The following is a 21,818-nucleotide window of genomic DNA, read 5'->3' as shown; positions in this document are numbered from 1 at the left end:
GGACGTTTAGCACGATTGGCTGGCGGTCACCCGCCGGCCCACACGTCCAGCACGTAGCGGTTCTTCGTACCCATCTCCTCGATCCAGCGGGCGCCCGCAGCCGCATCGCCACCGCTCTTCTCCCGGTAGATCGCAACCAGCGCCGCCTTCACGTCAGGCTCCATCCTGCTGCCGTCGCCGCAGACGTAGATGATCGCGCCCTGCTCGATCAGCGGCCAGACCTTGTCCTTCTGCACGGCGAGCACGTGCTGGACATAGGTCTTCGGTCCTTCCGCCCGCGAGAACGCAGTGAACAGCTCGGTGATGCCGCTCGCAGCCAGTGCCTTCAGCTCGTCAGCATAGAGAAAATCCTGATCGGGATGGCGGCAACCGAAAAACAACATGGACGAGCCGAGGCTGGCCCCCTTGGCCTTGCGCGCCGCTCGCTCCTGGAGGAAGCCGCGGAACGGCGCGAGTCCCGTGCCCGGGCCAATCATGATAACAGGCACGGATGGATCGTCGGGCAGCCGGAAGCCAGCCTTGGTCTCGCGGACAGTCGCGTAGACCGTATCGCCCGCGCGCCGGTTGGCGAGGTAGTTCGAGCAGATGCCCTTGTAGGTGCCGCGCCCTGAGGCCGCCGGTCCTTCGACCACGCCGACGGTGACGCTGCAACGCGCAGGGTCGACCGATGGCGAGGACGAGATTGAGTAATAGCGCGGCGCAAGCAGCGAGAGCATTTCCAGATAGACGTGGAATGGCAATTCGCAGGCTGGGTATTCGAGCAACAGGTCAAACACCGACTTGCGCTTGCCCAAAATCTCGGCGCGGTATCGCTCGAGCGTGTCAGGCTCGTCGCCGACGAAAGCCAGCAGCTTCGGCTTGGTGACCGGGCAGCGGGTGTGCTCGGCCATGGTCTGGATTTGCTTCCGTGTCGCAACCTGCTGCAACTCGACGAACTCGCTGAGCAGGCGTCCGACGGACACGGCATTGCCAACCGGCAATTGCGCGCGGCGGCCCTCGGCAACCTGAAGCCTGATCTGGTCGGCCGGCAGGAAGCCGAACCGCCGGGCGACGGAATCCACCAGCGTCGGATCGTTGCGCGGAACGACGCTCAAGTGATCCCCGACGCGGTAGCTGATATTGGCCGGCAGTTGAACCTCGATATGACGTGTCGAGCGCTCCGACGGATTGGCCCCTGACTTGTTCTGAAGCTCGTCATTGGCCAGCACCTTCATCGCGACGGCGCCACCCTGGGCGACGATGGTGTTGACGGCGGTCACCGCGACAGGCTCGATCGCGTAGAGCGGATCGTCCTCTGCGGTGCGGGTGAAATTCCAGTCGATGCCGAATTCCTTGGTGGCGACCTGGGCAGCCGCTGGGAACCATTTCTGGAACTGACCGTCGAGATCGCTGCGCGCATCGCCCTCGCCGCGCGGATAGACCGCGCGGGCGCCATGCATGGACAATTGCTCGTCGATGAAGCGCGGCACCGATTGATAGGTCGCGGCCCAGTCGCTGTTGCCGCAGCCGAACACGGCGTAGCGCACACCGGCAAAGGCATCCTTCGGCAGATCCTCGCCGAGCCATTTGACGAATTGCGTCGCATTGTCGGGCGGGGCGCCGTTATACGACGCGCAGATGATCAGCACGCCGCCCTGCTGCGGCAGCTTCCCGACATACTCGTCGAGCGGCCCAAGATGCACGGCAAAGCCGTTGATCTCGGCAAGATCGGCCATGCGCGTTGCAAGCTCCTCGGCGGTGCCGAGATTGGAGCCATAAAGAACCAGCATCGGCGTGTTGTGACCGGGCCGCGTGGTCGGCTGGCGCGGTGCCCGTGGCGCAGACGCCGTAGCTGCGACCGGGCCGCCATAGGCACCGCGCTCGCGATCGGCGCGCGGACGCACCTTGATCTTGAAGCCTTCCGGCTTCATTGTCAGCGTTTCCTTCAGGTGCATCTGATAGCGCTGATGGTCGATCAGCTTGAAGCGCTGGAGGATCATGCCGAGCGCGAGCGCGGCCTCGTGCATGGCGAAGCCGCGACCGATGCAGGCACGCTGGCCGTTGCCAAACGGCTTCCAGGCATTGATCGGCCGTTTTGCTTCGGCTTCCTTGCTGAAATTCTCGGGATCGAACGCATCGGGATTGGGTCCCCAGACGCTGGGGTCGCGATGCAGTGCGGTCACCAGGATCGTGATGAACGTGCCTTTCCTGAGCTTGTACTTGCCGCCGCCAATGGTCTCGTCATTCAGTGGTGAGATGCCGTAGGCCGGCGCCGGTGGCCACAGCCGCAGCGCCTCCTTCAGGATCTGCGTGATGTAAGTGAGCTGCGTGACCTGCTGGTAGGTCGGCTTCGCGTTGACGTCTGGGCCGAAGACGCGATCGACCTCGTCATAGGCCTTCTTGAGAATATCCGGGTGCTTCAGAAGCGCATAGAGCGTGTAGGACAAAAGGCCGCTGGTGGTCTCGTGGCCCGCGATCAGGAACGTGTTGATCTGGTAGCGGATGTTGACGTCGTCGAGCTGCTCGCCGGTCGAGCGGTCGACGCCGGTCATCATCGCGGCGAGCATGTCCTTCTTGTCGTCAATGCCTTCCGCGCTCTTGCGGCGCTCGGCGATGATCTCGTCGACCATCTTGTTCATGAAGGCGACGTCTTCGCCAAGCGTCTTTCTGCGCTTCTGCATCCAGAGCTGCTCGAACGGCAGGCCGCGCGTCATCATGATGGTTTCGAGCGAGCGCACCAGCGACTCGACGAAGGGGTGGTAGTCGCGCCGGTAGAACGAGTTGAAGCGGTATTCGAAGCCACAGAGGCCGATGGTATCGAGTGTCAGCGCGGTCATGTCGTGGACGACGTCGATTTCGTCGTCGGCGTTCAGACGCTCCCATTTGTGGACGAGCTGCTCGGCGATATCGACCATGCTCGGATGGTAGGACTGCATGGCGCGGTTACCGAACGGCTGGAGCAGGATGTTGTGCGCCTTGCTCCAGTTCGGCTCCTTGGTATCAGCCGTGAACAGGCCGTCGCCGCCGACCGCACGCACACGCCGCAGCGCACCGCGCACCGTCTTGTCGAAGCGCTTCTCATCGGAGAGCTCGTCGACGAGATCATGGCCGGACACGACGACGATCGGCGAGCCCATCATATCGAGCCAGAAGATAGGGCCGAGCTCCTTGGCAAGTCGCGTCAGATGCTGCACGGGCGCAGCCGAATCCAGCGACAGCATGTTGCCGACCACTGGCTTGGTCGGCGGCTGCGGAATCGGGTCCAGACGGTTCTTCGATGACATTGCTACGCTTCCCCCTGCTCGCAATGACGAGCTAACCAAACCGCCTTCTACGCCATTCGATCAAGATGGCGCTGACCTCTTCCGGCTTCTCCTGCTGCGTCCAATGGCCGCTGTCCTTCACCAGGTATTTCTCGAGGTCAGCCACCAGTCTCTCCATGCCGTCGGCCGCCGACGGCGGCAGCACCGCGTCGTTCTCGGCCATGATCATCAGCGACGGCACGGTGATGTGGTGATCGAGCCCCTTCGAGCGTTCCCAATTGCGGGTGAAATTACGATACCAATTGATGCCGCCGGTGAAGCCGGTTGTCGTGAAGGTGTCGACGAATACTTTCTTCTCGTCTGCCGAGAGGATCGGCGTACGCGGATCGACCTTGGCATCATAGGCCGCGATCATCTGAGGAAACGCCAGATTGGTCTTTGACGATGCGCCAACGCCGGCGATCGGCGGCTCCTCTGATTTCGCCGCCGGCCGCGCCAACGGTTTGCGCATGAAGGCATCAAAGGTCTGCTCGACGCGGCTACCGAAAATCCTGTCCGGCTCGCGCGCGGGATCCTGGAACTGGACAATGTACATGTCGTCGCCGAAGCGCTGGCGGAACAGCGCGATCGGATCCATTGGCGCACGGTCCCAGTGCGGCGTGTTGACACCGACAACGCCGGCAACGCGCTTAGGGTGCCGAAGCGGCATCTGCCAGACAACGAAGCCGCCCCAATCGTGGCCGACGAAGATCGCCTTCTCGATGTCGAGATGATCGAGCAGCCCGACGAGATCGCCGGTCAAGTGCTCCATGTCATAGGCTTCGAGCGGCTCTGGCCGGTCGGTTGCGCCATAGCCGCGCTGGTCCGGTGCGATCACGCGGATGCCGGCTTCGCTCAGCGCTTTGATCTGGTGGCGCCAGGAGAAGGCGAGCTCGGGCCAGCCATGACACAAGACAACCGGCGGCTTGTCAGTTACTGGGCCCGCCTCGTAATAGCCCATGCGGATTCCGTTCGTCTGCGCGAACTTGAGCAGCGGCATTTCGATCATTGCAATAATCCTGACTTCCTATTCAGCCGCGCCTTTGACTTCGGCCGCGGGCGGCGCATAGGCCGCCTCCAACGCAGCGAACTCCTCCGGCAGCATGTCGCACATCACCTGCACATGCGGAATGATGTTGGCGCCGACGATGAAGCCGAAATCGAGCTGGTCGCGATAGCTCTGCACGGTGATGTTGAGCGCCTGCCCGTGCGTCGAGATCGACACTGGGAAGATGTGCAACAGCTCGGCGCCGGCCGCATAGAGCGTCTGCCGCGGCCCCGGCACGTTGGACACGGTGATGTTGGCCGCCGGCGGCAGCACATCCGACAGGTCCGAGCGGCTGTAGAGCAGCGCCAGGATCTGGACGATGATCGGAGTCCCCAGCATCGAGATGTTGGAGACTTGCGGCATCAGGGCCCGCAACGGATGCGACATCTCCTTGGACTTGGTCGACTGCGCGATGATAGCCTCGAGCCGCGCCTTGGGATCCGCGATATTGGTCGCGATCGAGCAGATCATGCCGAACACCTGGTTGTTGGCCTCGGTGTTACCCTCTTCGCGTAGCGAGATCGGCACTGCAGCGGTCAACGATTTCGCCGGCAGCGTGCCGTACTGCAGGAGGTAGCGGCGGACGACGCCGGAGGCGAGCGCCAGCACGACGTCGTTGAGCTTGCCGCCGGCCTGCTTGGCCAGCGCCTTGGAGCGCGACAGCGAGATCGACACGCCGGCAAAGCTCCGCTCCGATGAAATCGTCTTGTTGAGCATGGTCGGCGGCGACACCATGCTGGCGAGGCTTTCGCGCGACTTCGGATCGGAGATCTTTCCGAGAACGTCGGAGACGCTCTTGACCATGGTTGGAATATTTCCGGCGAAGCGTACTGCGCTCTCGATCTGGTACATCGCGTTGTCGAACAGGATCGAGCCGATGTCGCTCTTGCCGGTGCGCGGCAACTGCAGATTCTTCGCAGCCGCCGACGCTTCGAGCGGCTGGCTGAAGAGTTGCTGATAGGAATCGAGCAGGTTGGCTGCGATGTCGCGCGGCTCCTGCCCGGGCTTGGACGCGCCCGTCGGCGGCTCGACCTTCCGCGGGATCGGCGAGATGTCGTAGATCATGTTGGTCAGGGCCGCGCCGGCGCCGCCGTCGATGGCGGCATGGTGCATCTTGGAATAGAGCCCGACCTCATTGTCCTTCATGCCTTCGAACACATAGAATTCCCAGAGCGGGCGGGCACGGTTCAGGAGCTTGGCATGCATCCAGCCGACGATGCGTTCGAGCGTGGCGCGGTCGCGCGGCGCCGGCAGGCTGGCGCGGAAGATGTGACGGTCGATGTCGAACTGGTCGTCTTCAACCCAGGTCGGATGATCAATGTCGAGCGGCGCCTTCTCCAGGCGCGCCTTGAGGATCGGCGCGATGTGCAGCCGCGAGACGATCATCGCCTTGAAGTCTTCGAAAAAGTCGCCCTTGTAGTCGTCGGGCAGGCGAAAGATCGCCATGCTGCCGACATGCATCGGCATCTCAGGCGTTTCCAGATAGAGAAATGATGCGTCCAGCGACGACAGTTTCTTACCGTCAGCCATAGTTCCCTCCACTCATATTCGACTGGCGCCTTGCTGGCGCTTCTCGTCAGGCCGATATTGCCCGCTCCGGCGGGGCATATGCAATGGCAAACGGTCCGGCCCGATCAAATGGCCAGAACTCCCCCTCCGGTTGCGCCAGGCGATCGGCCACGGCCCACAACGCCGCGGGGTTCACCCCGAGCCCGATATGGCTGGCGAAATACACTTCGAGGTTCTCGGCGCGCTCGGAGGGGCGCAACAGGCAGGTCCGCCAATTCACGACGCCATCTGCGCGCGAATAGATCGATGTCGCCGGCACCTTGAGATCCCCGGCGATCGCCTCGCGCAGCTCGGCAAAGTCCTCGACCCGCTCGCCGGATAGCGCCTCGTACAGCGCGGTCGCATTGGTCGCCCGCACATCATTGGCAAAAGGGCTGCCGAGTGTGATGACATAACGGACCAGCTCGGGCGCCTGCAGCGCGAGATCGCGAGCATAGACACCGCCGAGGCTCCATCCGACCAGGCTGACCTTGCGCCCAGTTGCGGCATGGATCTCGGTGAGACGGGCGCGCAAGGCTTCCCGCATCCGCGCCAGCCCGCCGAGATTTCGACCCATCCGCCAGGCATGGGCCTCATAGCCGAGTCCGCCGAGATAGCGCCGCATCGGTGCCATCGACAGATCGCTGGCGAGAAAGCCCGGCAGCGCCAGCACCGGATGGCCATCGCCCCTGGGCGCGCGCATCAGCAGTGGTGACAGCAGGACGCTGGCGTTGAATTCGAACAGACTGCGCGCCTCGGCGAGCAGCAGGCCAAGGGCTGGCGGACGAAGCCCGTCCGAGCCTGGCGCTCCGTCGCGCGCGTCGGGCATTACTTCTTCTTGTCGCCGCTGCGCGGGGCGCCGAGACCGGCCATGGTGACGAACATGTCCTGAAACCGTTCCGCCAGCTTGGGATCGAAGGTGAACCAACTCTGGATCAGCGATTCCGGCGAGACCTTCTCGATGTTGCTCAAAACCTGCTGCTGGAGCTTGTCCATCACCGCGGTCTGCATCGGCGACACATCAGGCAATCCGAAAAACTGGCGGGCCTCGAGGGGGGTGCAGTCGATTTCGATGTTAACTTTCATGTCCCCTCCGGATGAGATTCGAGCGGCGTCACGCAGTATCACCGCGACACGGTGTGCGACGCAAGCGACCTGAGCCGGGGGACGGGGAGCCGGCTTCCGCAACCGGCGGATATGGTCAATCAAATTGTCGGCGCGAACGGGCGCTGGCGGACCGTTTCCACCCTCATTTTCGAGGCCTGACCGGGCCGAAAGTCCAATGTCGCCCGCACGCCTCTCTCCCCTAAAAGCTGGTCAGCATTGCTGCACAGCGGCGCAACTTGGCGCGTTCCTTGCTGGAATGGCGCTTGCACGGGCCGAGAACTCTGGGCAACATGGATCGATCATCCCCACCGAACAATCAAAAATCACGGTGCGGGCGAGTGGAGAGGGTCAAGAATGTCAGTCGGACGAAGTTTGTTTGCGGCGACGCTCGCCGGTGTGGTTGCGTTGGCGGTCTCGCCGGCGTCGAGCCAGACGCTGCGCTACGCCAACCAGGGTGAGCTGAAGTCGCTCGATCCCTACACGCTGAATGAGTCGACCACCAGTGCGCATCTCGGCCATGTCTATGAGGGCCTGGTGGCCCGCGGCAAGGACCTGAAGATCATCCCGGCGCTCGCCGAAAGCTGGGAGACGCCGGAGCCGACACGCTGGCGCTTTCATCTGCGCAAGGGTGTGAAATTCCACAACGGTGACCCCTTCACCGCTGATGACGTCGTATTCTCGGCCGAGCGCGTGCGAGCGAAAGGCTCGAACTTCCAGAGCCGCGTTCCTGCCGACGCCAAGGTCGTCAAGATCGACGATTACACCGTCGATTTCGTCCTGACCTCGCCCAATCCGATCCTGACCGCGTTGTGGGCGACCTGGTACATCATGGACAAGAAATGGGCAGAGGCGAACGATGCGGTGGCACCGACGCCCGCGGCCGCGACGACCCCGAGCTACGCCTCGCTGCATGAAAACGGCACCGGGCCCTTCACCATCGAGAGCCATCAGCCGGGCGTGAAGACTGTCTTCAAGGCCAACCCGAACTGGTGGCGCAAGCCGGAACATAATTTGAAGGAGATCGTCTTCACGCCGATCGCCAACCCCGCCACGCGTGTCGCGGCCCTGTTGTCGGGCGAGGTCGATGTGATCGAGCCAGTTCCGGTGCAGGACATCGAGCGCGTGAAGGCGAGCCCCAATGCCACCGTCCTGACCGGACCTGAACTCCGCACCATCTTCGTCGGCATGGATCAGGCGCGCGACGAGCTCCTTTATTCGAACGTCAAGGGCAAGAACCCGTTCAAGGACGTTCGCGTCCGCGAAGCCGTCTACCGGGCGATCGACGTCGACTTGATCAAGAATCGCGTCATGCGCGGGCTGTCCACGCCGTCCGCACTGATGGTCGCACCAGAGATCTTTTCCGCGAAGGACTTAATCCGGCCGAAGTTCGACCCCGACGCCGCCAAGAAGCTTCTGGCGGACGCCGGATATGCCGACGGTTTCGAAGTGACGATGGACTGTCCGAACGACCGCTACGTCAATGACGCGGCCATCTGCCAGGCGATCGTCGGCATGCTCGCCCGCATCAACATCAAGGTGGATCTGTTGGCGCAGCCCAAGGCCCAGTATTTCGCCAAGGTGCTGAAGCCCGGCGGCTACAAGACCTCGCTGTTCTTGCTGGGCTGGACCCCGGATACGCTCGATTCCCAGAACGTGCTGCACGACATCATGGGCTGCCGGGACGATCCCAAGGATCCCAACCGCGGCGAAGCCAATCTCGCCGGCTATTGCAACAAGCAGTTCGACGAGCTCGCCGACAAGGTTCTCGTGGAGTCCGATGCGGCCAAGCGCGATCAGCTGATCAAGCAGGCCTTCGAGCTGTCGATGAAGGACTGGGCCTATATTCCGCTGCACCAGCAGGCGCTTGCCTGGGGCGTATCGAAAAAGGTGAAGCTGACCCAGCGTGCGGACAACATGGTCATGCTCTACTGGGCGACCAAGCAGGAAGAGTAAGTATCGACCTCTTGTGAAGTCCCGGAAGCCATCGCTTTCAAGATCTGGCTTCCGGGACTTGCTATTTGGAAGACTTGCCGTTTCAGGTTAACGCAATGATGCGTGCTGCTGAAGAGATGTGAAAGGAACAGATGCTCGCTTTCACACTGCGCCGAGCCATCCAGGCCATCGGTGTCATGATCGCCGTCGGGATCATCTCATTTTCGATGTTCCGCTTCGCCGGCGACCCCGTGAACCAGATGGTCGGAATGGATACCTCAGGCGCCGAGCGCGCCGCGATCCGCAAATCGCTCGGCCTGGACGATCCCTTCATCGTGCAGTTCGGCCGCTACGTCGGCAACGCTGCGCAGTTCAAATTCGGCGTGTCCTACCAGTTCCGCCTGCCCGTCTCCGACCTGCTGATGGAGCGGATGCCCGCAACGCTGGAGCTCGCGATTTGCGCCACCATCTTCGCGATGATTAGCGGAATCCTGATGGGGGTCTATTCGGCGCTTCGCCGCGACAGCTGGCTCGCGCACATCTTCCAGGCCGTCTCGCTGATCGGCATCTCGCTGCCGACCTTCCTGATCGGCATTCTCATGATCTACCTTTTCTCGGTGACGCTCGGTTGGCTGCCCTCGTTTGGCCGTGGCGACGTCGTGCATATCGGCTGGTGGACGACGGGGCTGCTGACGCTGTCGGGCCTGAAGGCGCTCATCATGCCCTCGATCACGCTTGGCCTGTTCCAGATGACGCTGATCATGCGGCTGGTGCGCGCCGAGATGCTGGAAGTGCTGCGAACCGACTATATCCGCTTCGCCCGCGCCCGCGGTCTGACCACGCGGGCAATCCATTTCGGACACGCGCTGCGCAACACGCTGGTTCCCGTGATCACCGTTGCAGGTCTACAATTCGGCTCGGTCATTGCTTTCGCGATCATCACCGAAACCGTGTTCCAATGGCCTGGCATGGGGCTCCTGTTCGTGCAGGCCGTTCAGAACGTCGATATCCCAATCATGGCAGCGTATTTGATGATGGTGTCCTTGATCTTCGTCACCATCAACCTCGTGGTTGATATCCTCTACACCATCGTCGATCCGCGGCTGCGCTCGACGGTCAGCCGGGCACACTGACATGAGCGAAGCCGTCGTTCCCCACCCGACCGAGAAGCGAGCTGCGGCGGCGCCTGGCTGGTTCAGGCGCGCGCTCGACAGCGACTTGTTCTATTCGTTCCGTCGCTCCAAGATCACGATGATCGCAGCGGGCGTGACGCTGCTGTTCTTCCTGATCGCGATCTTCGCCTCGGTGCTATCGGTGCAAAATCCGTTCGACCCGGCGCAGCTCCAGCTGATGAATTCGCGCATCTCGCCGCTCTGGACCGCCGACGGCCAGAGCCCGTTCCTGCTCGGCACCGACGAGCAGGGCCGCGACGTGCTGTCGGCGATCCTCTACGGCCTGCGCATCTCGCTGCTCGTCGGCGTGCTCGGCGTGGTTTTGTCCGGCGCGATCGGCATCCTGCTTGGGCTGACGGCGGGCTATTTCGGCGGCGCCGTCGATGGGCTTATCATGCGCATTGCCGACGTGCAGCTTTCGTTTCCGGCCATCCTGATCGCGCTCTTGATCAACGGCATTGCCAAATCGGTCTTTGGCAACAAGCTCGACGAGATGAGCATGCTGGCCGTTCTGGTCTTCGCGATCGGTCTAAGCTTTTGGGTGCAGTATGCGCGTACGGTGCGTGGTTCGGTCCTGGTCGAGAAGAACAAGGATTACGTCGCGGCCGCGCAATTGATCGGCCTTCCCGCCCCCGTGATCATGCTGCGCCACGTGCTGCCGAACACCACGGGGCCGATCCTCGTGATCGCCACCATCAACCTCGCGCTCGCCATCATCACCGAGGCAACGCTCTCGTTCCTCGGCTCGGGCATGCCCGAAACCATGCCGTCGCTCGGCACGCTGATCCGCATCGGCAACGGCTATCTGTTCGCAGGCGAATGGTGGATCGTCGCCTTCCCCGGGATCGCACTCGCGGCGCTGATCCTGTCGATCAATCTGCTCGGCGACTGGCTGCGCGACGCGCTCAACCCCAAACTCCGATGAGTCTACAGCGTTCATGACCGAACCCGTTCTCTCCGTCCGCAATCTCAAGGTGGAGTTCGCCTCTCGCCGCGGCACGTTGCGCGCCATCGACGGCGTCTCCTTCGACATCGCCAAGGGTGAAGTGCTCGGGGTGGTCGGCGAATCCGGCGCCGGCAAATCCGTGACCGGCCTTTCGGTGATCGGCCTGATCGACCCGCCCGGCCGCATTGCCGGCGGCGAGATTCGCCTCGCCGGCCTGCGCATCGACGATCTGCCGCCGGAGGAGATGCGCCGTATCCGCGGCAAACGCATCGGCATGATCTTCCAGGATCCGCTGACCTCGCTCAATCCGCTGTACAGGGTCGGCGACCAGATCGTGGAGACGATCCGGACCCATCTCAATCTGTCCGAACAGGCCGCGCGCCGCCGCGCCATCGACCTGCTCGCCGAAGTCGGCATCCCCGCGCCGGACAAGCGCATCGACGGCTACCCGCACGAGTTCTCCGGCGGCATGCGCCAGCGCGTGGTGATTGCGCTTGCGATCTGCGCCGAGCCCGAACTGATCATCGCGGACGAGCCGACCACCGCGCTCGACGTCTCCGTACAGGCGCAGATCATCTCGCTGATCAAGCGGCTCGGCCGCGACCACGGCACCGCCGTGATGCTGGTCACCCACGACATGGGCGTGATCGCGGAGACCTCGGATCGCGTCGCGGTGATGTATGCCGGTCGTGTCGCCGAGATCGGACCGGTGCAGGACGTTGTCAGGAATCCGCTGCACCCCTACGCCAAGGGCCTGATGGGCGCGATCCCGACGCTTGCCGGCGACGACAAGCGCCTGGTGCAGATCCCCGGCTCGATGCCGCGGCTCTCGAACATCCCGCGCGGCTGCTCGTTCAACCCGCGCTGCGCCTCCGTTTTCGATCGTTGCCGGGTGGACCGGCCGGAGCCGCTGTCGCGCGGCGCGCAATCGGTTGCCTGCCATCTCTATGACCCCGCGTCGGCGGAGACCGCGGCATGAGCACTCCCTTCGTCCAGGGCACAAATCTGCGCCGCGTCTTCGACGTTTCAAAGCCTTGGCTCAACCGCGTGCTCGAGGGCGGCCAACTCGAATATCTCAAGGCCGTCGACGGCGTCACCTTCGATATCAAGAAGGGCGAGACCTTTGCGCTGGTCGGTGAGTCCGGTTCGGGCAAAACCACGGTGGCGCGGATGGTCGTCGGCCTGTTGCCGCCGAGCTCCGGCGACGTCCTGATCGACGGCGTCTCGATGACCGATCCACGGCAAGCCCCGGCTCGCCGAAAGCTGCGCCGGCGCATCCAAATGATCTTCCAGGATCCCTATGCGAGCCTGAACCCGCGCTTCCGGGTCGATGGCATCATCTCCGAGCCGATCCGCGCCTTCGACCTGATCCAGGGCGAACGCGACATCCAGGCCCGCGTCGGCGAGCTGCTCAGCCTCGTCGGCCTGCATCCCGACGACCGGCTGAAATTCCCACACGAATTCTCCGGCGGCCAGCGCCAGCGTATCGCGATCGCGCGGGCGCTCGCCTCCGACGCGGAATTCATCGTCTGTGACGAGCCGACCTCGGCGCTCGACGTCTCCGTGCAGGCACAGATCCTGAACCTGATGCGCGACCTCCAGGACAAGTTCGGCCTGACCTACATGTTCATCAGCCACAACCTCGCCGTGGTCCGCCACATGGCGAGCCGGGTCGGCGTGATGTATCTCGGCCGTATCGTCGAGATCGCGGAGGGGCGCGAGCTGTTTGCCCGCCCGCGCATGCCCTACACGAAGATGCTGTTGGGCGCTGTGCCTGACCTCGCCATGAGCGGCCGCCAGCGCATTCCGGTGAAAGGCGAGATCCCGAACCCGATTAATCCGCCGTCGGGCTGTGCCTTCAATCCGCGATGTCCGCTGGCGTTCGAGCTTTGCCGCAAGGAAGTTCCAAAGCTGATCGACGGCGTCGCGTGCCATGCCGTTAACACCGCGCCGGTCCCGGCATAACGCGCGCGTGCCATGCGGCCTGTGCATTTGGCATCCCAGCGCCTGATGTGATCAATTGCGCGCGCCGTCAATGAGGTAGCCCATGGCCAGCAAAGTCAATCCGGACCCTTTCACGACGCGTCCCGAGATCGAGGGCACGTTCGGGGTCGTCGCGTCAACGCACTGGATCGCGACTGCCGTCGGCATGGCTATCCTGGAAAAGGGCGGCAACGCGTTCGATGCGGGCGTCGCTACCGCCTTCGCCCTTCAGGTGGTCGAGCCGCATCTGAATGGCCCCGGCGGCGATGTCCCCATCATCGTGCACGACGTGAAACGTGGTCGCACCGAGGTGATCTGCGGCCAGGGCCCGGCCCCGGCGCGCGCCACCATCGCGCACTACAAGAGCGAAGGCCTCGATATGGTGCCAGGCACGGGTCTGCTCGCCGCCTGCGTGCCCGGCACCTTCGAATCCTGGATGATGCTGCTGCGCGACTACGGCACGATGCGCGTGCGCGACGTGCTGGAGCCCGCGATCTCCTACGCCCGCGACGGCTATCCGCTGGTTGAGCGCGCCTGCGCCACGATCCAGACCGTCGAGCAATTGTTCCGCAAGCACTGGCCAACTTCGGCCGCGGTCTATCTGCCGAACGGCGAGGTGCCGAAACCCGGCACGATCTTCACCAACAAGACGCTGGCTGCGACCTACGCCAGCATTTTGAATGAGGCCGAGAGCGGCGGTGGCGGCCGCGATGCCGAAATCGAGCGCGCACGCAGGGCCTGGTCGCAAGGCTTCGTGGCCGAAGCCATCGACAGGTTCTGCCGGACGCAGGAGGTGATGGACGTCAGCGGCTCCCCGCATCGCGGCGTGCTATCCGCCCATGACATGGCGCGCTGGCAGCCGACGGTCGAGGCGCCGCTCACCTATGATTATGGCCGCTACACGGTCTGCAAGGCCGGCGTCTGGAGCCAGGGCCCTGTGACACTGCAACAGCTGGCGCTGTTGAAAGGCTTTGCACTCGACGGGCTCGATCCGACCGGGCCGGAGTTCATCCATCTCCAGATCGAATGCGCGAAACTCGCCTTTGCCGACCGCGAAAAATTCTACGGCGACCCCAAGTTCTCCGACATCCCGATCGGAACGCTGCTATCGGACGCATATAACGACGAGCGCCGCAAGCTCGTCACCGACAAGGCATCGCTCGATTTCGTGCCCGGCACGGTCGAAGGTTTTGGTGGTGTGGTGAAGCTGCGCCGCGCCGAGGGACAGCGCGAGGCGGTTGGCGCGCTCGGCGCCGGCGAGCCGACCGTGGGACGCTTCGGCGAGGTGCGCGGCGATACCGTGCATTTCGATATCATCGACAAGGCCGGCAACATGGTGTCCTCGACACCGTCAGGTGGCTGGCTGCAATCCTCGCCTGTTATTCCCGAGCTCGGTTTCTGCCTCGGCAGCCGGGCCCAGATGTTCTGGCTGGAGGAAAATCATCCCGGCTCGCTCGCGCCCGGCAAGCGGCCACGCACGACGTTGTCGCCGACCATGGCACTGCGCGACGGCGAGCCGTATCTCGCCTGGGGCTCGCCCGGCGGCGATCAGCAGGACCAATGGATCACGCAGTTCTTCCTGCGCCACGTCCATTGCAACCTGAATCTGCAGGAGTCTATCGACGCCCCGGCCTGGCACTCCGAGCATTTCCCGATCTCGTTCTGGCCGCGCACCGCGCGTCCTGGCGTGCTCGTGGTCGAGAACCGCGTGCCGAAGGCAACGATCGAGAATTTGCGCGAGCGCGGCCATATCGTCGAGGTCGGGCCCGACTGGTCGGAGGGCCGTCTCACCGCGGCCTCCCGTGTCGGCGTGCGCCGCCGCGCCGCCGCCAATCCGCGCGGCATGCAAGGCTACGCCGCCGGACGCTGAAGGCATCTCATGACCTGGTCGATCATCGCGCGAGATCCTGCCACCGGCCAGTTCGGCATTGCGGTCGCGACCCGCTTCTTTGCCGTCGGCGCCCGCGTGCCCTATATCGCGGCCGGCCTCGGCGCGATCGCAACCCAGGCCTTCGTCAATCCCTATTACGGCATCGATGGCGTCAAGCTGCTCCGCGAAGGCCTTAACGCGCATGACGCGCTCGCCACGCTGCTCGCGACCGATGACGGCCGCGAGAGCCGCCAGATCCACATCATGGATGCGAGCGGCGCGGTCGCCGCGCATACCGGGCGCGACTGTGTCGACTGGTGCGGGCACATCGCCGGCAGCGGATTCTCGGTCGCCGGCAACATGCTTGCGGGCGCCGATGTGCTCGCCGAGACGGCGAAAACCTACATCGCCAATGACAGCCTGCCCTTCCCGCGCCGCCTGCTCGCGGCAATGCGTGCAGGCGAAGCTGCCGGCGGCGACAAGCGCGGCAAGCAATCGGCTGCGCTGCTTATCCACGGCGAGGAGGAATGGCCGGCGCTGGACATCCGCGCCGACGATCATCCCGATCCGCTCGGCGAGCTCGAGCGGCTCGAACGGGTCAGCCACGAGCTCTGGGTCCACTTCCGCCCCTCCATGCCGACCCGGCAAAATCCGGCCGGCAACACCGATCGCAGTGTCATCGATGCCAGCATCGCTGCGGCGCGGGCAAGACAAGCATGAGCCCTCTCATCGAGATCAGGGACCTGCGTATCCGCTTTCACGGCGACGACGGCCGTATCACCCATGCCGTCGATAGCGTCGATCTCAGCGTTGCTAATGGCGCGACGCTCGGTCTCGTTGGCGAATCCGGGTGCGGCAAGAGCGTGACTTCATTGGCGATCATGGGGCTTTTGCCAAAGCAGACGACGGAGATTACTGGCGCGATCCGCTTCGACGGTTTTGATCTCCTGAAGACCCCGGACCAGACTCTGCGCGATTTGCGTGGCAACCGGCTCGCGATGATCTTTCAGGAGCCCATGACGTCGCTCAACCCGAGTTTTACGATCGGCGACCAGATCATCGAGACGATTTTGCGCCATCGCGGCGGCTCGCGGAAAAGCGCGCGCGAGCGGGCCATCGAGTTGCTGCGCCGCGTGCACATACCCTCGCCCGAGCGGAGGATCGACGAATATCCGCACAAGCTCTCCGGCGGCATGCGCCAGCGCGTGATGATCGCGATGGCGCTCGCCTGCGATCCGCAGCTGCTGATCGCGGACGAGCCGACCACCGCGCTCGACGTCACGCTACAAGCCCAGATCCTGGAGTTGATGCGCGAGTTGAAGGCCGCCAGCGGCGCCGCCATCATCCTGATTACTCACGATCTCGGCGTCGTCGCCGAAGTCTGCGACGAAGTCGCGGTGATGTATGCCGGCGAAATCGTCGAGCGCGCGCCGGTCGAAGAATTGTTTTCGGTTCCGCAGCATCCCTACACCATTGGTCTGCTTGGCTCGATCCCGCGGCTCGACCATCGCGCCGAGCAGCTGGCGACCATCGAAGGCATGGTGCCGAACATGGCGCAGCCGCCCGCCGGCTGCCGCTTCGCGGCGCGCTGTCCCTTCGTGCTGGAGGCCTGCACCAAGGCGCCGCCGCCACTGATCGCCGTCAGCCCCGGCCACGTCTCGCGCTGCATCCGCACGCCGCTCGAATTGCTGGTGTCGTGATGGCTCTCCTCGAGGTCAACGGCCTGGTCAAGCATTTCGTCGCCGAGCGCTCGTTGCTCGGCCGGGCGCGCGCGCATGTCAAAGCCGTCGATGGCGTGTCGTTCTCGCTCGAGGCCGGAAAGACTCTCGCCCTGGTCGGCGAGTCCGGCTGCGGCAAGTCCACCGTCAGCCGCCTGGTGCTGCGGCTGATCGAGCCGGATGCAGGCAGCGTGCAGTTCGACGGCCGCGATCTGCTCTCCCTCGATGCCGATGCGCTCCGAAAATTCCGCCGCGAGGCGCAGATCATCTTCCAGGACCCCTACGCCTCGCTCAATCCACGCATGACGGTTGCGCAGATTCTGACCGAGCCGCTGGCGCTGCACGATCTCGTGCCACCGGCGCAGCGGCGCGAGCGCGTCGCGGAAATCTTGCGGCTGGTCGGGCTCGAGCCGCGACTGGCGCGGCGCTATCCGCACGAGTTCTCCGGCGGCCAGCGCCAGCGCATCGCCATTGCGCGCGCGCTCGCGGTCCAGCCGAAGCTGATCATCTGCGACGAGCCGGTCTCGGCGCTCGACGTATCGATCCGCTCGCAGATCCTAAACCTGCTGCGCGAGCTTCAGGATAGACTTGGCCTCGCCTATATCTTCGTCTCGCACGACCTCGCCGTGGTCAAGCACATCGCAGACCGCGTCGCAGTGATGAATCTCGGCTGCATCGTCGAAGAGGCCGACGCGGACAAGTTGTTCGCCCAGCCCCGCCATCCCTATAGTCGCGCGCTGCTGTCCGCGATTCCCCTGCCGCAACCCCACGCCAAGCGGGCGAAGGTCGTACTGCAAGGCGAGATCCCGAGCGCTCTTAATCCGCCATCTGGCTGCCGCTTCCACACCCGCTGCCCCTTCGTGATCGACCGCTGCCGCGCTGAGGCGCCGGCGCTGGTGGCGGACGGCGCTGGCCACGCCACTGCCTGCCACCGGGTCAGCGAACTGCCTTCGGCCGACACGATCCTGCCCGCAACGGCCGGATTTTCACCGGCACTGGCAAAATTAGTCGCGGCTTTCAGCCGAAAGACGGAAGGCGCGAACCCGGCTGGTGTTGGTATACAGAGTGCAAGGCCTACAACGACGTAGCCGGAGCAATGGGGACTGTCCGATGAATATGTTTCGCCTGGCCGCGACGGCTGCCGTCGCCCTGCTGACGCTTGGAGCCGCCCAAGCCCAGACCACGCTGCGGATTGGGCTTGCCGAGGATCCTGATATCCTCGATCCCACCATGGCGCGCACCTATGTCGGCCGCATCGTGTTCGCCGCCTTCTGCGACAAGCTGTTCGACATCGACGAGAAGCTGAACATCGTGCCGCAGCTCGCGCTGTCGAGCGAGACCGTCGATGACGGCAAGGGCCTCGTGATAAAGCTCCGGCCCGGCGTGAAATTCCACGACGGCGAGCCGTTCGATGCTGAGGCCGCCAAGTTCTCACTGGAGCGCCATCTGACCTTCCCCGGCTCGTTCCGCAAGCCGGAGCTCGCCTCGCTCGACCACATCGATGTCGTCGATCCCCTCACCATCAAGCTGGTGCTGAAATCGCCGTTCTCACCGCTGCTCGCCCAGCTCACCGATCGCGCCGGCATGATGGTGTCGCCAAAGGCCGCGAAGGAAGCCGGCGACAAGTTCGGCCTGCATCCGGTCTGCGCCGGCCCTTACAAATTCGTCGAGCGCGTGCAGCAGGATCGCATCGTATTCGAGAAGTTCGCCGACTACTGGAACAAGGACAACGTCTTCATCGACAAGATCGTGTTCCAGCCGATCGTCGACGCCACTGTGCGGCTGGCGAACCTGAAATCCGGCGGCCTCGATCTGATCGAGCGCGTGCTCGCCACTGACCTCAAGGAGGTGCGCAGTGATTCACGGCTCAAGGTCGCCACCGCCATCGAGCTCGGCTATCAAGGCGTCACGCTCAACATCGGCAAGGACAAGGCCAAGGGGCCGCTCAGCCAATCAGCAAAAGTCAGGCAGGCGCTCGATCTTGCCATCGACCGCGAGGCGATCAATCAGGTCGTCTTCAACGGCGAGTTCCAGGTCGGCAATCAATGGGTCAATCCTGACCATCCCTACTATCAGAAATCCCTTCCGGTCCGTGCCCGCGACGTGGAGAAGGCCAAGGCCCTGCTGAAGGAAGCTGGCGTGAAGCCGCCGGTCAGCGTCGATTTCCTGGTGCCGAAGGGCGCGGAGACGGAGACGCCCGCGCAGGTGATCCAATCGATGGCCGCGGAAGCCGGCTTCGACATGAAGATCCGCGTCACCGAATTCGCAACCGGACTGAAGCAGGCTGAGGCCGGTGACTACCAGGCCTTCATGCTCGGCTGGAGCGGCCGTGTCGATCCTGACGGCAACAGCTTCATCTTCCTGCACAGCAACGCGCCTCAGAATTACGGCGACTGGAATAATGCGCAGGCAGACAAGGCACTGGAAGACGCGCGGCTCGTGACGGATCCCGCCAAGCGCAAGGCCAGCTACGAAATCCTGGCCAAGCTCGTCCAGGACGAAGAGCCGATCCTCTATCTCTACCATCGCCGCATCATCATTGCGCACACCACCAAGCTCGAAGGCTACAAGCAGATGCCCGACGGCCTCGTGCGCGTTGTCGGCCTCAAGCTGAAGTAACGCTGCAAGGATGCTGAACTTCCTCGCCCGCCGGCTTGCGCAGATCGTCCCGACGCTATTCTTCGTGTCGGTGCTGATTTTCTCGCTGCAGCAATTGCTGCCGGGCGATCCCGCGCTGGTGATGGCGGGCGAAGAACGCGATCCGGCCGTTATCGAGCAAATCCGGCACCAATACCGGCTCGATCAGCCCGTCCCCGTACAATATGCGTACTGGATCAAGGGTGTGCTTGTCGGCGATTTCGGCGAATCGCTACGCAACAAGATGCCAGTGCGCGAGCTGATTGCGCAAAAGCTGCCGGTGACGCTGCAGCTCGGCGCCATGGCGATCATCATCGCCTTCCTGATCGGCATCCCCGCCGGGATCGTCGCGGCCGTGAAGAAGGGGACGGCTTGGGACTACGGCGCCAATTTCTTTGCGCTGTGGGGCATCTCGACGCCGAATTTCTGGCTCGGCATCATGCTCATCTTCCTGTTCTCGATCGAGCTCGGCTGGCTGCCGGCCTCCGGCTATGTGCCTCTGACCGAGAACTGGCGGGCGAGCCTTGCCGCCACCATCATGCCGGCCTTCGTGCTCGGGAACGCCATTGCAGCGATCCTGATGCGGCATACCCGCAGCGCCATGCTCCAGGTGCTGGAAAGCGATTACGTCCGCACCGCGCGTGCCAAGGGCCTGTCCGAGCGCTCGGTGATTCTCAAGCACGCCATGCGCAACGCGCTCACGCCCATCATCACACTCGGCGCCCTCGAACTCGGTACGCTCTTGTCCGGCGCGGTACTGACCGAGCAGATCTTCTCCATTCCCGGATTCGGCAAGCTGATCGTGGACGCCGTGTTCAACCGCGATTACGCCGTCGTGCAGGGCGTGGTGCTGGTGACCGCCACGGTCTACATCACGCTCAATCTGGTCGCCGACGTCGCCTATATCCTCGTCAATCCGCGGCTGAGGGGCTAGGCCATGACCGACGCCGTGCTCGCGGCCACCTCCGTCACCGATGCCGGGGAGCTCGACAGTCCGGCGCGCCGGGCACGACGTCGCCTGTTCAAGCGCAAGGCTGCGGTCGCGGGCCTTTTGGTCCTCATCGTGTTCATCCTGCTTGCGCTGCTGGCGCCTCTGATCGTGCCATACGACCCCATCGCGACAAGCTGGAGCCTGGTGCGCAAGCCGCCGACAGCAGCGCACTGGTTCGGCACTGACGAGCTCGGCCGCGATATCCTGAGCCGCGTCATCTATGGCGCACGCGCCTCGCTGCTGGCAGGCCTGATCTCGGTTGCGATTGCGCTTGGCATCGGCGTCCCTCTTGGCCTGCTCTCCGGCTATCGCGGCGGATTCGTCGATGCGCTGATCAGCCGGATCACCGATGCGATGCTCGCCTGTCCGTTCCTGATCCTGGCCATTGCGTTGGCGGCGTTCCTTGGTCCGAGCCTCGGCAATGCCATGATCGCGATCGGCATCTCGGCAACGCCGGTCTTCATCCGTCTCACCCGTGGTCAGGTGCTGAGCGTCAAGGCCGAGGACTATGTCGAGGCGGCCCGCGCGCTCGGCAATCCCGACTGGCGAATCGCGGTCTCGCACATCCTGCCGAACATCCTGCCCGCACTGCTGGTCCAGGCGACGCTGTCGATCGCCGCAGCCATCATCGCGGAAGCCGCCCTGTCGTTCCTCGGGTTAGGCCAGCAGCCGCCTTCGCCATCCTGGGGCAGCATGCTCAATGCAGCGCAACGTTTCCTGACCCAGGCACCCTGGATGGCGATCTGGCCGGGGCTGGCGATCTTCCTCGTGGTCTTGTCACTAAACCTGCTTGGCGACGGGCTGCGCGATGCGCTGGATCCGCGGCAACGTTAGATAACAATCTCGCGCATCACGCGCCGGCAATCCATCTCATATTCGAGATCGACCACCGGCGGCCGCGCGAAGTGCCAGGTGAGCCCCGAGCGCAGCGCGCCGCGCCGAACCAGTTCGTCGACCAGCGTGTGATGGAAGTCATGCACGGAATAGGCCTGCACGCCCGTGGTATCCTTCCAGCCGAATCCGAACGTCGTCATCCGACTCTCCATCTGCGAGGTCGTGGTGAAGCGTACCTTCTCGCGCAGGCCTTCCGGACTGAGGTCGCGGTAGCGCACCGTGCGCTCGACATAAGTGCCGCTGCCCTCGCGTGCCTCAGCACCACCGGCGATCACGAAGGACGGCGCCTTCGAATTCGTCGGGCGCGTGAACGAGAACGCGTAGAACGACGGCTCCGCGGGCGGATCGATCTCGGGACAGACATTGCTGCGTGCGACCGGATTGATGCTGCCGTCGAAGATGCCCCACTCCGACAGCGTCTTCACATAGTGCAGGTTGAACGCGCGAAAGCCTTCTTCGCTGAAGGCCGCCGGCGAGCGCAACTCGCAGGCACAGAAGGCCGTCAGTGGACGCCCCGCCGCCTGGATGTAGTTTGCAGCCAGCGCAAACCCGTCGGCGAGCGGGACCAGACGATCGAACCTGACACGCTCGATCTCATAGCCGTCGTTGGCAGCAGCACCAGCAGAATACTGGAACACGGAGGGGATGAACCGGTAATTTCCGGCGGAGAATTCACGCGTCATGTCGAACC

General features: G+C 63.9%; 18 protein-coding genes. 12 read left to right on the top strand and 6 right to left on the bottom strand.

All coding sequences use genetic code 11. The features are described from left to right. Positions 1–26: 26 nt before the first annotated feature. Genes XI06_RS33685 through XI06_RS33665 form a run of 5 tightly spaced genes read right to left on the bottom strand, consistent with a single transcriptional unit; the run spans position 27 to position 6,963 of the window. Positions 27–3,263, bottom strand: a complete 3,237-nt coding sequence (locus XI06_RS33685) for a bifunctional cytochrome P450/NADPH--P450 reductase (RefSeq protein ID WP_237889583.1) — start codon at positions 3,261–3,263, stop codon at positions 27–29. Between the two features lie 31 nt (positions 3,264–3,294). After that, positions 3,295–4,290: an alpha/beta fold hydrolase gene (locus tag XI06_RS33680; protein ID WP_271607305.1), complete on the bottom strand. Its 996-nt coding sequence runs from the start codon at positions 4,288–4,290 to the stop codon at positions 3,295–3,297. 18 nt (positions 4,291–4,308) lie between these two features. After that, the gene (locus tag XI06_RS33675) at positions 4,309–5,859 is read right to left on the bottom strand and encodes a wax ester/triacylglycerol synthase family O-acyltransferase (protein WP_237863685.1); all 1,551 of its coding nucleotides are present in this window, start codon (positions 5,857–5,859) and stop codon (positions 4,309–4,311) included. A 46-nt stretch (positions 5,860–5,905) separates the two neighbouring features. After that, on the bottom strand, positions 5,906–6,706 hold the full coding sequence (locus XI06_RS33670) for an alpha/beta hydrolase family protein (protein ID WP_237863684.1): 801 nt from the start codon (positions 6,704–6,706) through the stop codon (positions 5,906–5,908). Continuing rightward, positions 6,706–6,963 carry a DUF6489 family protein gene (locus XI06_RS33665; RefSeq protein ID WP_128953009.1) on the bottom strand — a complete coding sequence of 86 codons (258 nt, stop codon included), beginning with the start codon at positions 6,961–6,963 and terminating at the stop codon, positions 6,706–6,708. The genes XI06_RS33670 and XI06_RS33665 overlap by 1 nt, the downstream gene beginning before the upstream one ends. A 375-nt stretch (positions 6,964–7,338) precedes the next feature. Here XI06_RS33665 and XI06_RS33660 point away from each other — a divergent pair, with 375 nt between their 5' ends. The 12 genes from XI06_RS33660 (at position 7,339) to XI06_RS33605 (ending at position 21,067) form a co-directional block, all read left to right on the top strand. Beyond that, the gene (locus XI06_RS33660) at positions 7,339–8,937 is read left to right on the top strand and encodes an ABC transporter substrate-binding protein (RefSeq protein ID WP_237863683.1); all 1,599 of its coding nucleotides are present in this window, start codon (positions 7,339–7,341) and stop codon (positions 8,935–8,937) included. A gap of 131 nt (positions 8,938–9,068) precedes the next feature. Next, positions 9,069–10,049 (top strand): ABC transporter permease, encoded by a 981-nt coding sequence (locus XI06_RS33655; protein WP_237863682.1) that lies wholly within the window; start codon positions 9,069–9,071, stop codon positions 10,047–10,049. Position 10,050: 1 nt separating this feature from the next. Next, entirely contained in the window at positions 10,051–11,013 is a 963-nt protein-coding gene (locus XI06_RS33650; RefSeq protein ID WP_237889581.1) for an ABC transporter permease, read from the top strand. 13 nt (positions 11,014–11,026) lie between these two features. Then, positions 11,027–12,013, top strand: a complete 987-nt coding sequence (locus XI06_RS33645) for an ABC transporter ATP-binding protein (protein ID WP_237863680.1) — start codon at positions 11,027–11,029, stop codon at positions 12,011–12,013. Further along, positions 12,010–12,999, top strand: a complete 990-nt coding sequence (locus tag XI06_RS33640; protein ID WP_237863679.1) for an ABC transporter ATP-binding protein — start codon at positions 12,010–12,012, stop codon at positions 12,997–12,999. Before XI06_RS33645 ends, XI06_RS33640 begins: the two co-directional genes overlap by 4 nt. 82 nt (positions 13,000–13,081) lie before the next feature. Further along, positions 13,082–14,887, top strand: a complete 1,806-nt coding sequence (locus tag XI06_RS33635) for a gamma-glutamyltransferase family protein (protein WP_237889580.1) — start codon at positions 13,082–13,084, stop codon at positions 14,885–14,887. Between the two features lie 9 nt (positions 14,888–14,896). Next, positions 14,897–15,607: a DUF1028 domain-containing protein gene (locus XI06_RS33630; RefSeq protein WP_237863677.1), complete on the top strand. Its 711-nt coding sequence runs from the start codon at positions 14,897–14,899 to the stop codon at positions 15,605–15,607. Further along, positions 15,604–16,587: an ABC transporter ATP-binding protein gene (locus XI06_RS33625; protein ID WP_237863676.1), complete on the top strand. Its 984-nt coding sequence runs from the start codon at positions 15,604–15,606 to the stop codon at positions 16,585–16,587. Before XI06_RS33630 ends, XI06_RS33625 begins: the two co-directional genes overlap by 4 nt. Beyond that, a complete protein-coding gene (locus XI06_RS33620) occupies positions 16,587–17,693 on the top strand; it encodes an ABC transporter ATP-binding protein (protein ID WP_237870554.1) in 1,107 nt (368 codons plus the stop codon). Before XI06_RS33625 ends, XI06_RS33620 begins: the two co-directional genes overlap by 1 nt. 22 nt (positions 17,694–17,715) lie before the next feature. After that, on the top strand, positions 17,716–19,224 hold the full coding sequence (locus XI06_RS33615) for an ABC transporter substrate-binding protein (protein ID WP_237863674.1): 1,509 nt from the start codon (positions 17,716–17,718) through the stop codon (positions 19,222–19,224). A gap of 10 nt (positions 19,225–19,234) precedes the next feature. Next, on the top strand, positions 19,235–20,176 hold the full coding sequence (locus XI06_RS33610) for an ABC transporter permease (protein ID WP_237863673.1): 942 nt from the start codon (positions 19,235–19,237) through the stop codon (positions 20,174–20,176). A gap of 3 nt (positions 20,177–20,179) precedes the next feature. Beyond that, a complete protein-coding gene (locus XI06_RS33605; protein ID WP_237863672.1) occupies positions 20,180–21,067 on the top strand; it encodes an ABC transporter permease in 888 nt (295 codons plus the stop codon). Here XI06_RS33605 and cnbZ read toward each other — a convergent pair. After that, on the bottom strand, positions 21,064–21,810 hold the full coding sequence (gene cnbZ / locus XI06_RS33600; RefSeq protein ID WP_271607304.1) for a 2-amino-5-chloromuconate deaminase CnbZ: 747 nt from the start codon (positions 21,808–21,810) through the stop codon (positions 21,064–21,066). The genes XI06_RS33605 and cnbZ overlap by 4 nt on opposite strands. Between the last annotated feature and the right edge of the window lie 8 nt (positions 21,811–21,818).

It is taken from the genome of Bradyrhizobium sp. CCBAU 11434 (assembly GCF_028128895.1).
GTDB lineage: Bacteria > Pseudomonadota > Alphaproteobacteria > Rhizobiales > Xanthobacteraceae > Bradyrhizobium > Bradyrhizobium zhengyangense.
This window is presented reverse-complemented; position numbering and strand designations above follow the sequence as displayed.

Coding starts and splice junctions, on each gene's coding strand:
- XI06_RS33615 (WP_237863674.1), top strand. CDS start 17,716: ATGAATATGTTTCGCCTGGCCGCGACGGCTGCCGTCGCCCTGCTGACG.
- XI06_RS33630 (WP_237863677.1), top strand. CDS start 14,897: ATGACCTGGTCGATCATCGCGCGAGATCCTGCCACCGGCCAGTTCGGC.
- XI06_RS33605 (WP_237863672.1), top strand. CDS start 20,180: ATGACCGACGCCGTGCTCGCGGCCACCTCCGTCACCGATGCCGGGGAG.
- XI06_RS33675 (WP_237863685.1), bottom strand. CDS start 5,859: ATGGCTGACGGTAAGAAACTGTCGTCGCTGGACGCATCATTTCTCTAT.
- XI06_RS33680 (WP_271607305.1), bottom strand. CDS start 4,290: ATGATCGAAATGCCGCTGCTCAAGTTCGCGCAGACGAACGGAATCCGC.
- XI06_RS33650 (WP_237889581.1), top strand. CDS start 10,051: ATGAGCGAAGCCGTCGTTCCCCACCCGACCGAGAAGCGAGCTGCGGCG.
- XI06_RS33625 (WP_237863676.1), top strand. CDS start 15,604: ATGAGCCCTCTCATCGAGATCAGGGACCTGCGTATCCGCTTTCACGGC.
- XI06_RS33665 (WP_128953009.1), bottom strand. CDS start 6,963: ATGAAAGTTAACATCGAAATCGACTGCACCCCCCTCGAGGCCCGCCAG.
- XI06_RS33645 (WP_237863680.1), top strand. CDS start 11,027: ATGACCGAACCCGTTCTCTCCGTCCGCAATCTCAAGGTGGAGTTCGCC.
- XI06_RS33640 (WP_237863679.1), top strand. CDS start 12,010: ATGAGCACTCCCTTCGTCCAGGGCACAAATCTGCGCCGCGTCTTCGAC.
- XI06_RS33620 (WP_237870554.1), top strand. CDS start 16,587: ATGGCTCTCCTCGAGGTCAACGGCCTGGTCAAGCATTTCGTCGCCGAG.
- XI06_RS33610 (WP_237863673.1), top strand. CDS start 19,235: ATGCTGAACTTCCTCGCCCGCCGGCTTGCGCAGATCGTCCCGACGCTA.
- cnbZ (WP_271607304.1), bottom strand. CDS start 21,810: ATGACGCGTGAATTCTCCGCCGGAAATTACCGGTTCATCCCCTCCGTG.
- XI06_RS33685 (WP_237889583.1), bottom strand. CDS start 3,263: ATGTCATCGAAGAACCGTCTGGACCCGATTCCGCAGCCGCCGACCAAG.
- XI06_RS33660 (WP_237863683.1), top strand. CDS start 7,339: ATGTCAGTCGGACGAAGTTTGTTTGCGGCGACGCTCGCCGGTGTGGTT.
- XI06_RS33635 (WP_237889580.1), top strand. CDS start 13,082: ATGGCCAGCAAAGTCAATCCGGACCCTTTCACGACGCGTCCCGAGATC.
- XI06_RS33655 (WP_237863682.1), top strand. CDS start 9,069: ATGCTCGCTTTCACACTGCGCCGAGCCATCCAGGCCATCGGTGTCATG.
- XI06_RS33670 (WP_237863684.1), bottom strand. CDS start 6,706: ATGCCCGACGCGCGCGACGGAGCGCCAGGCTCGGACGGGCTTCGTCCG.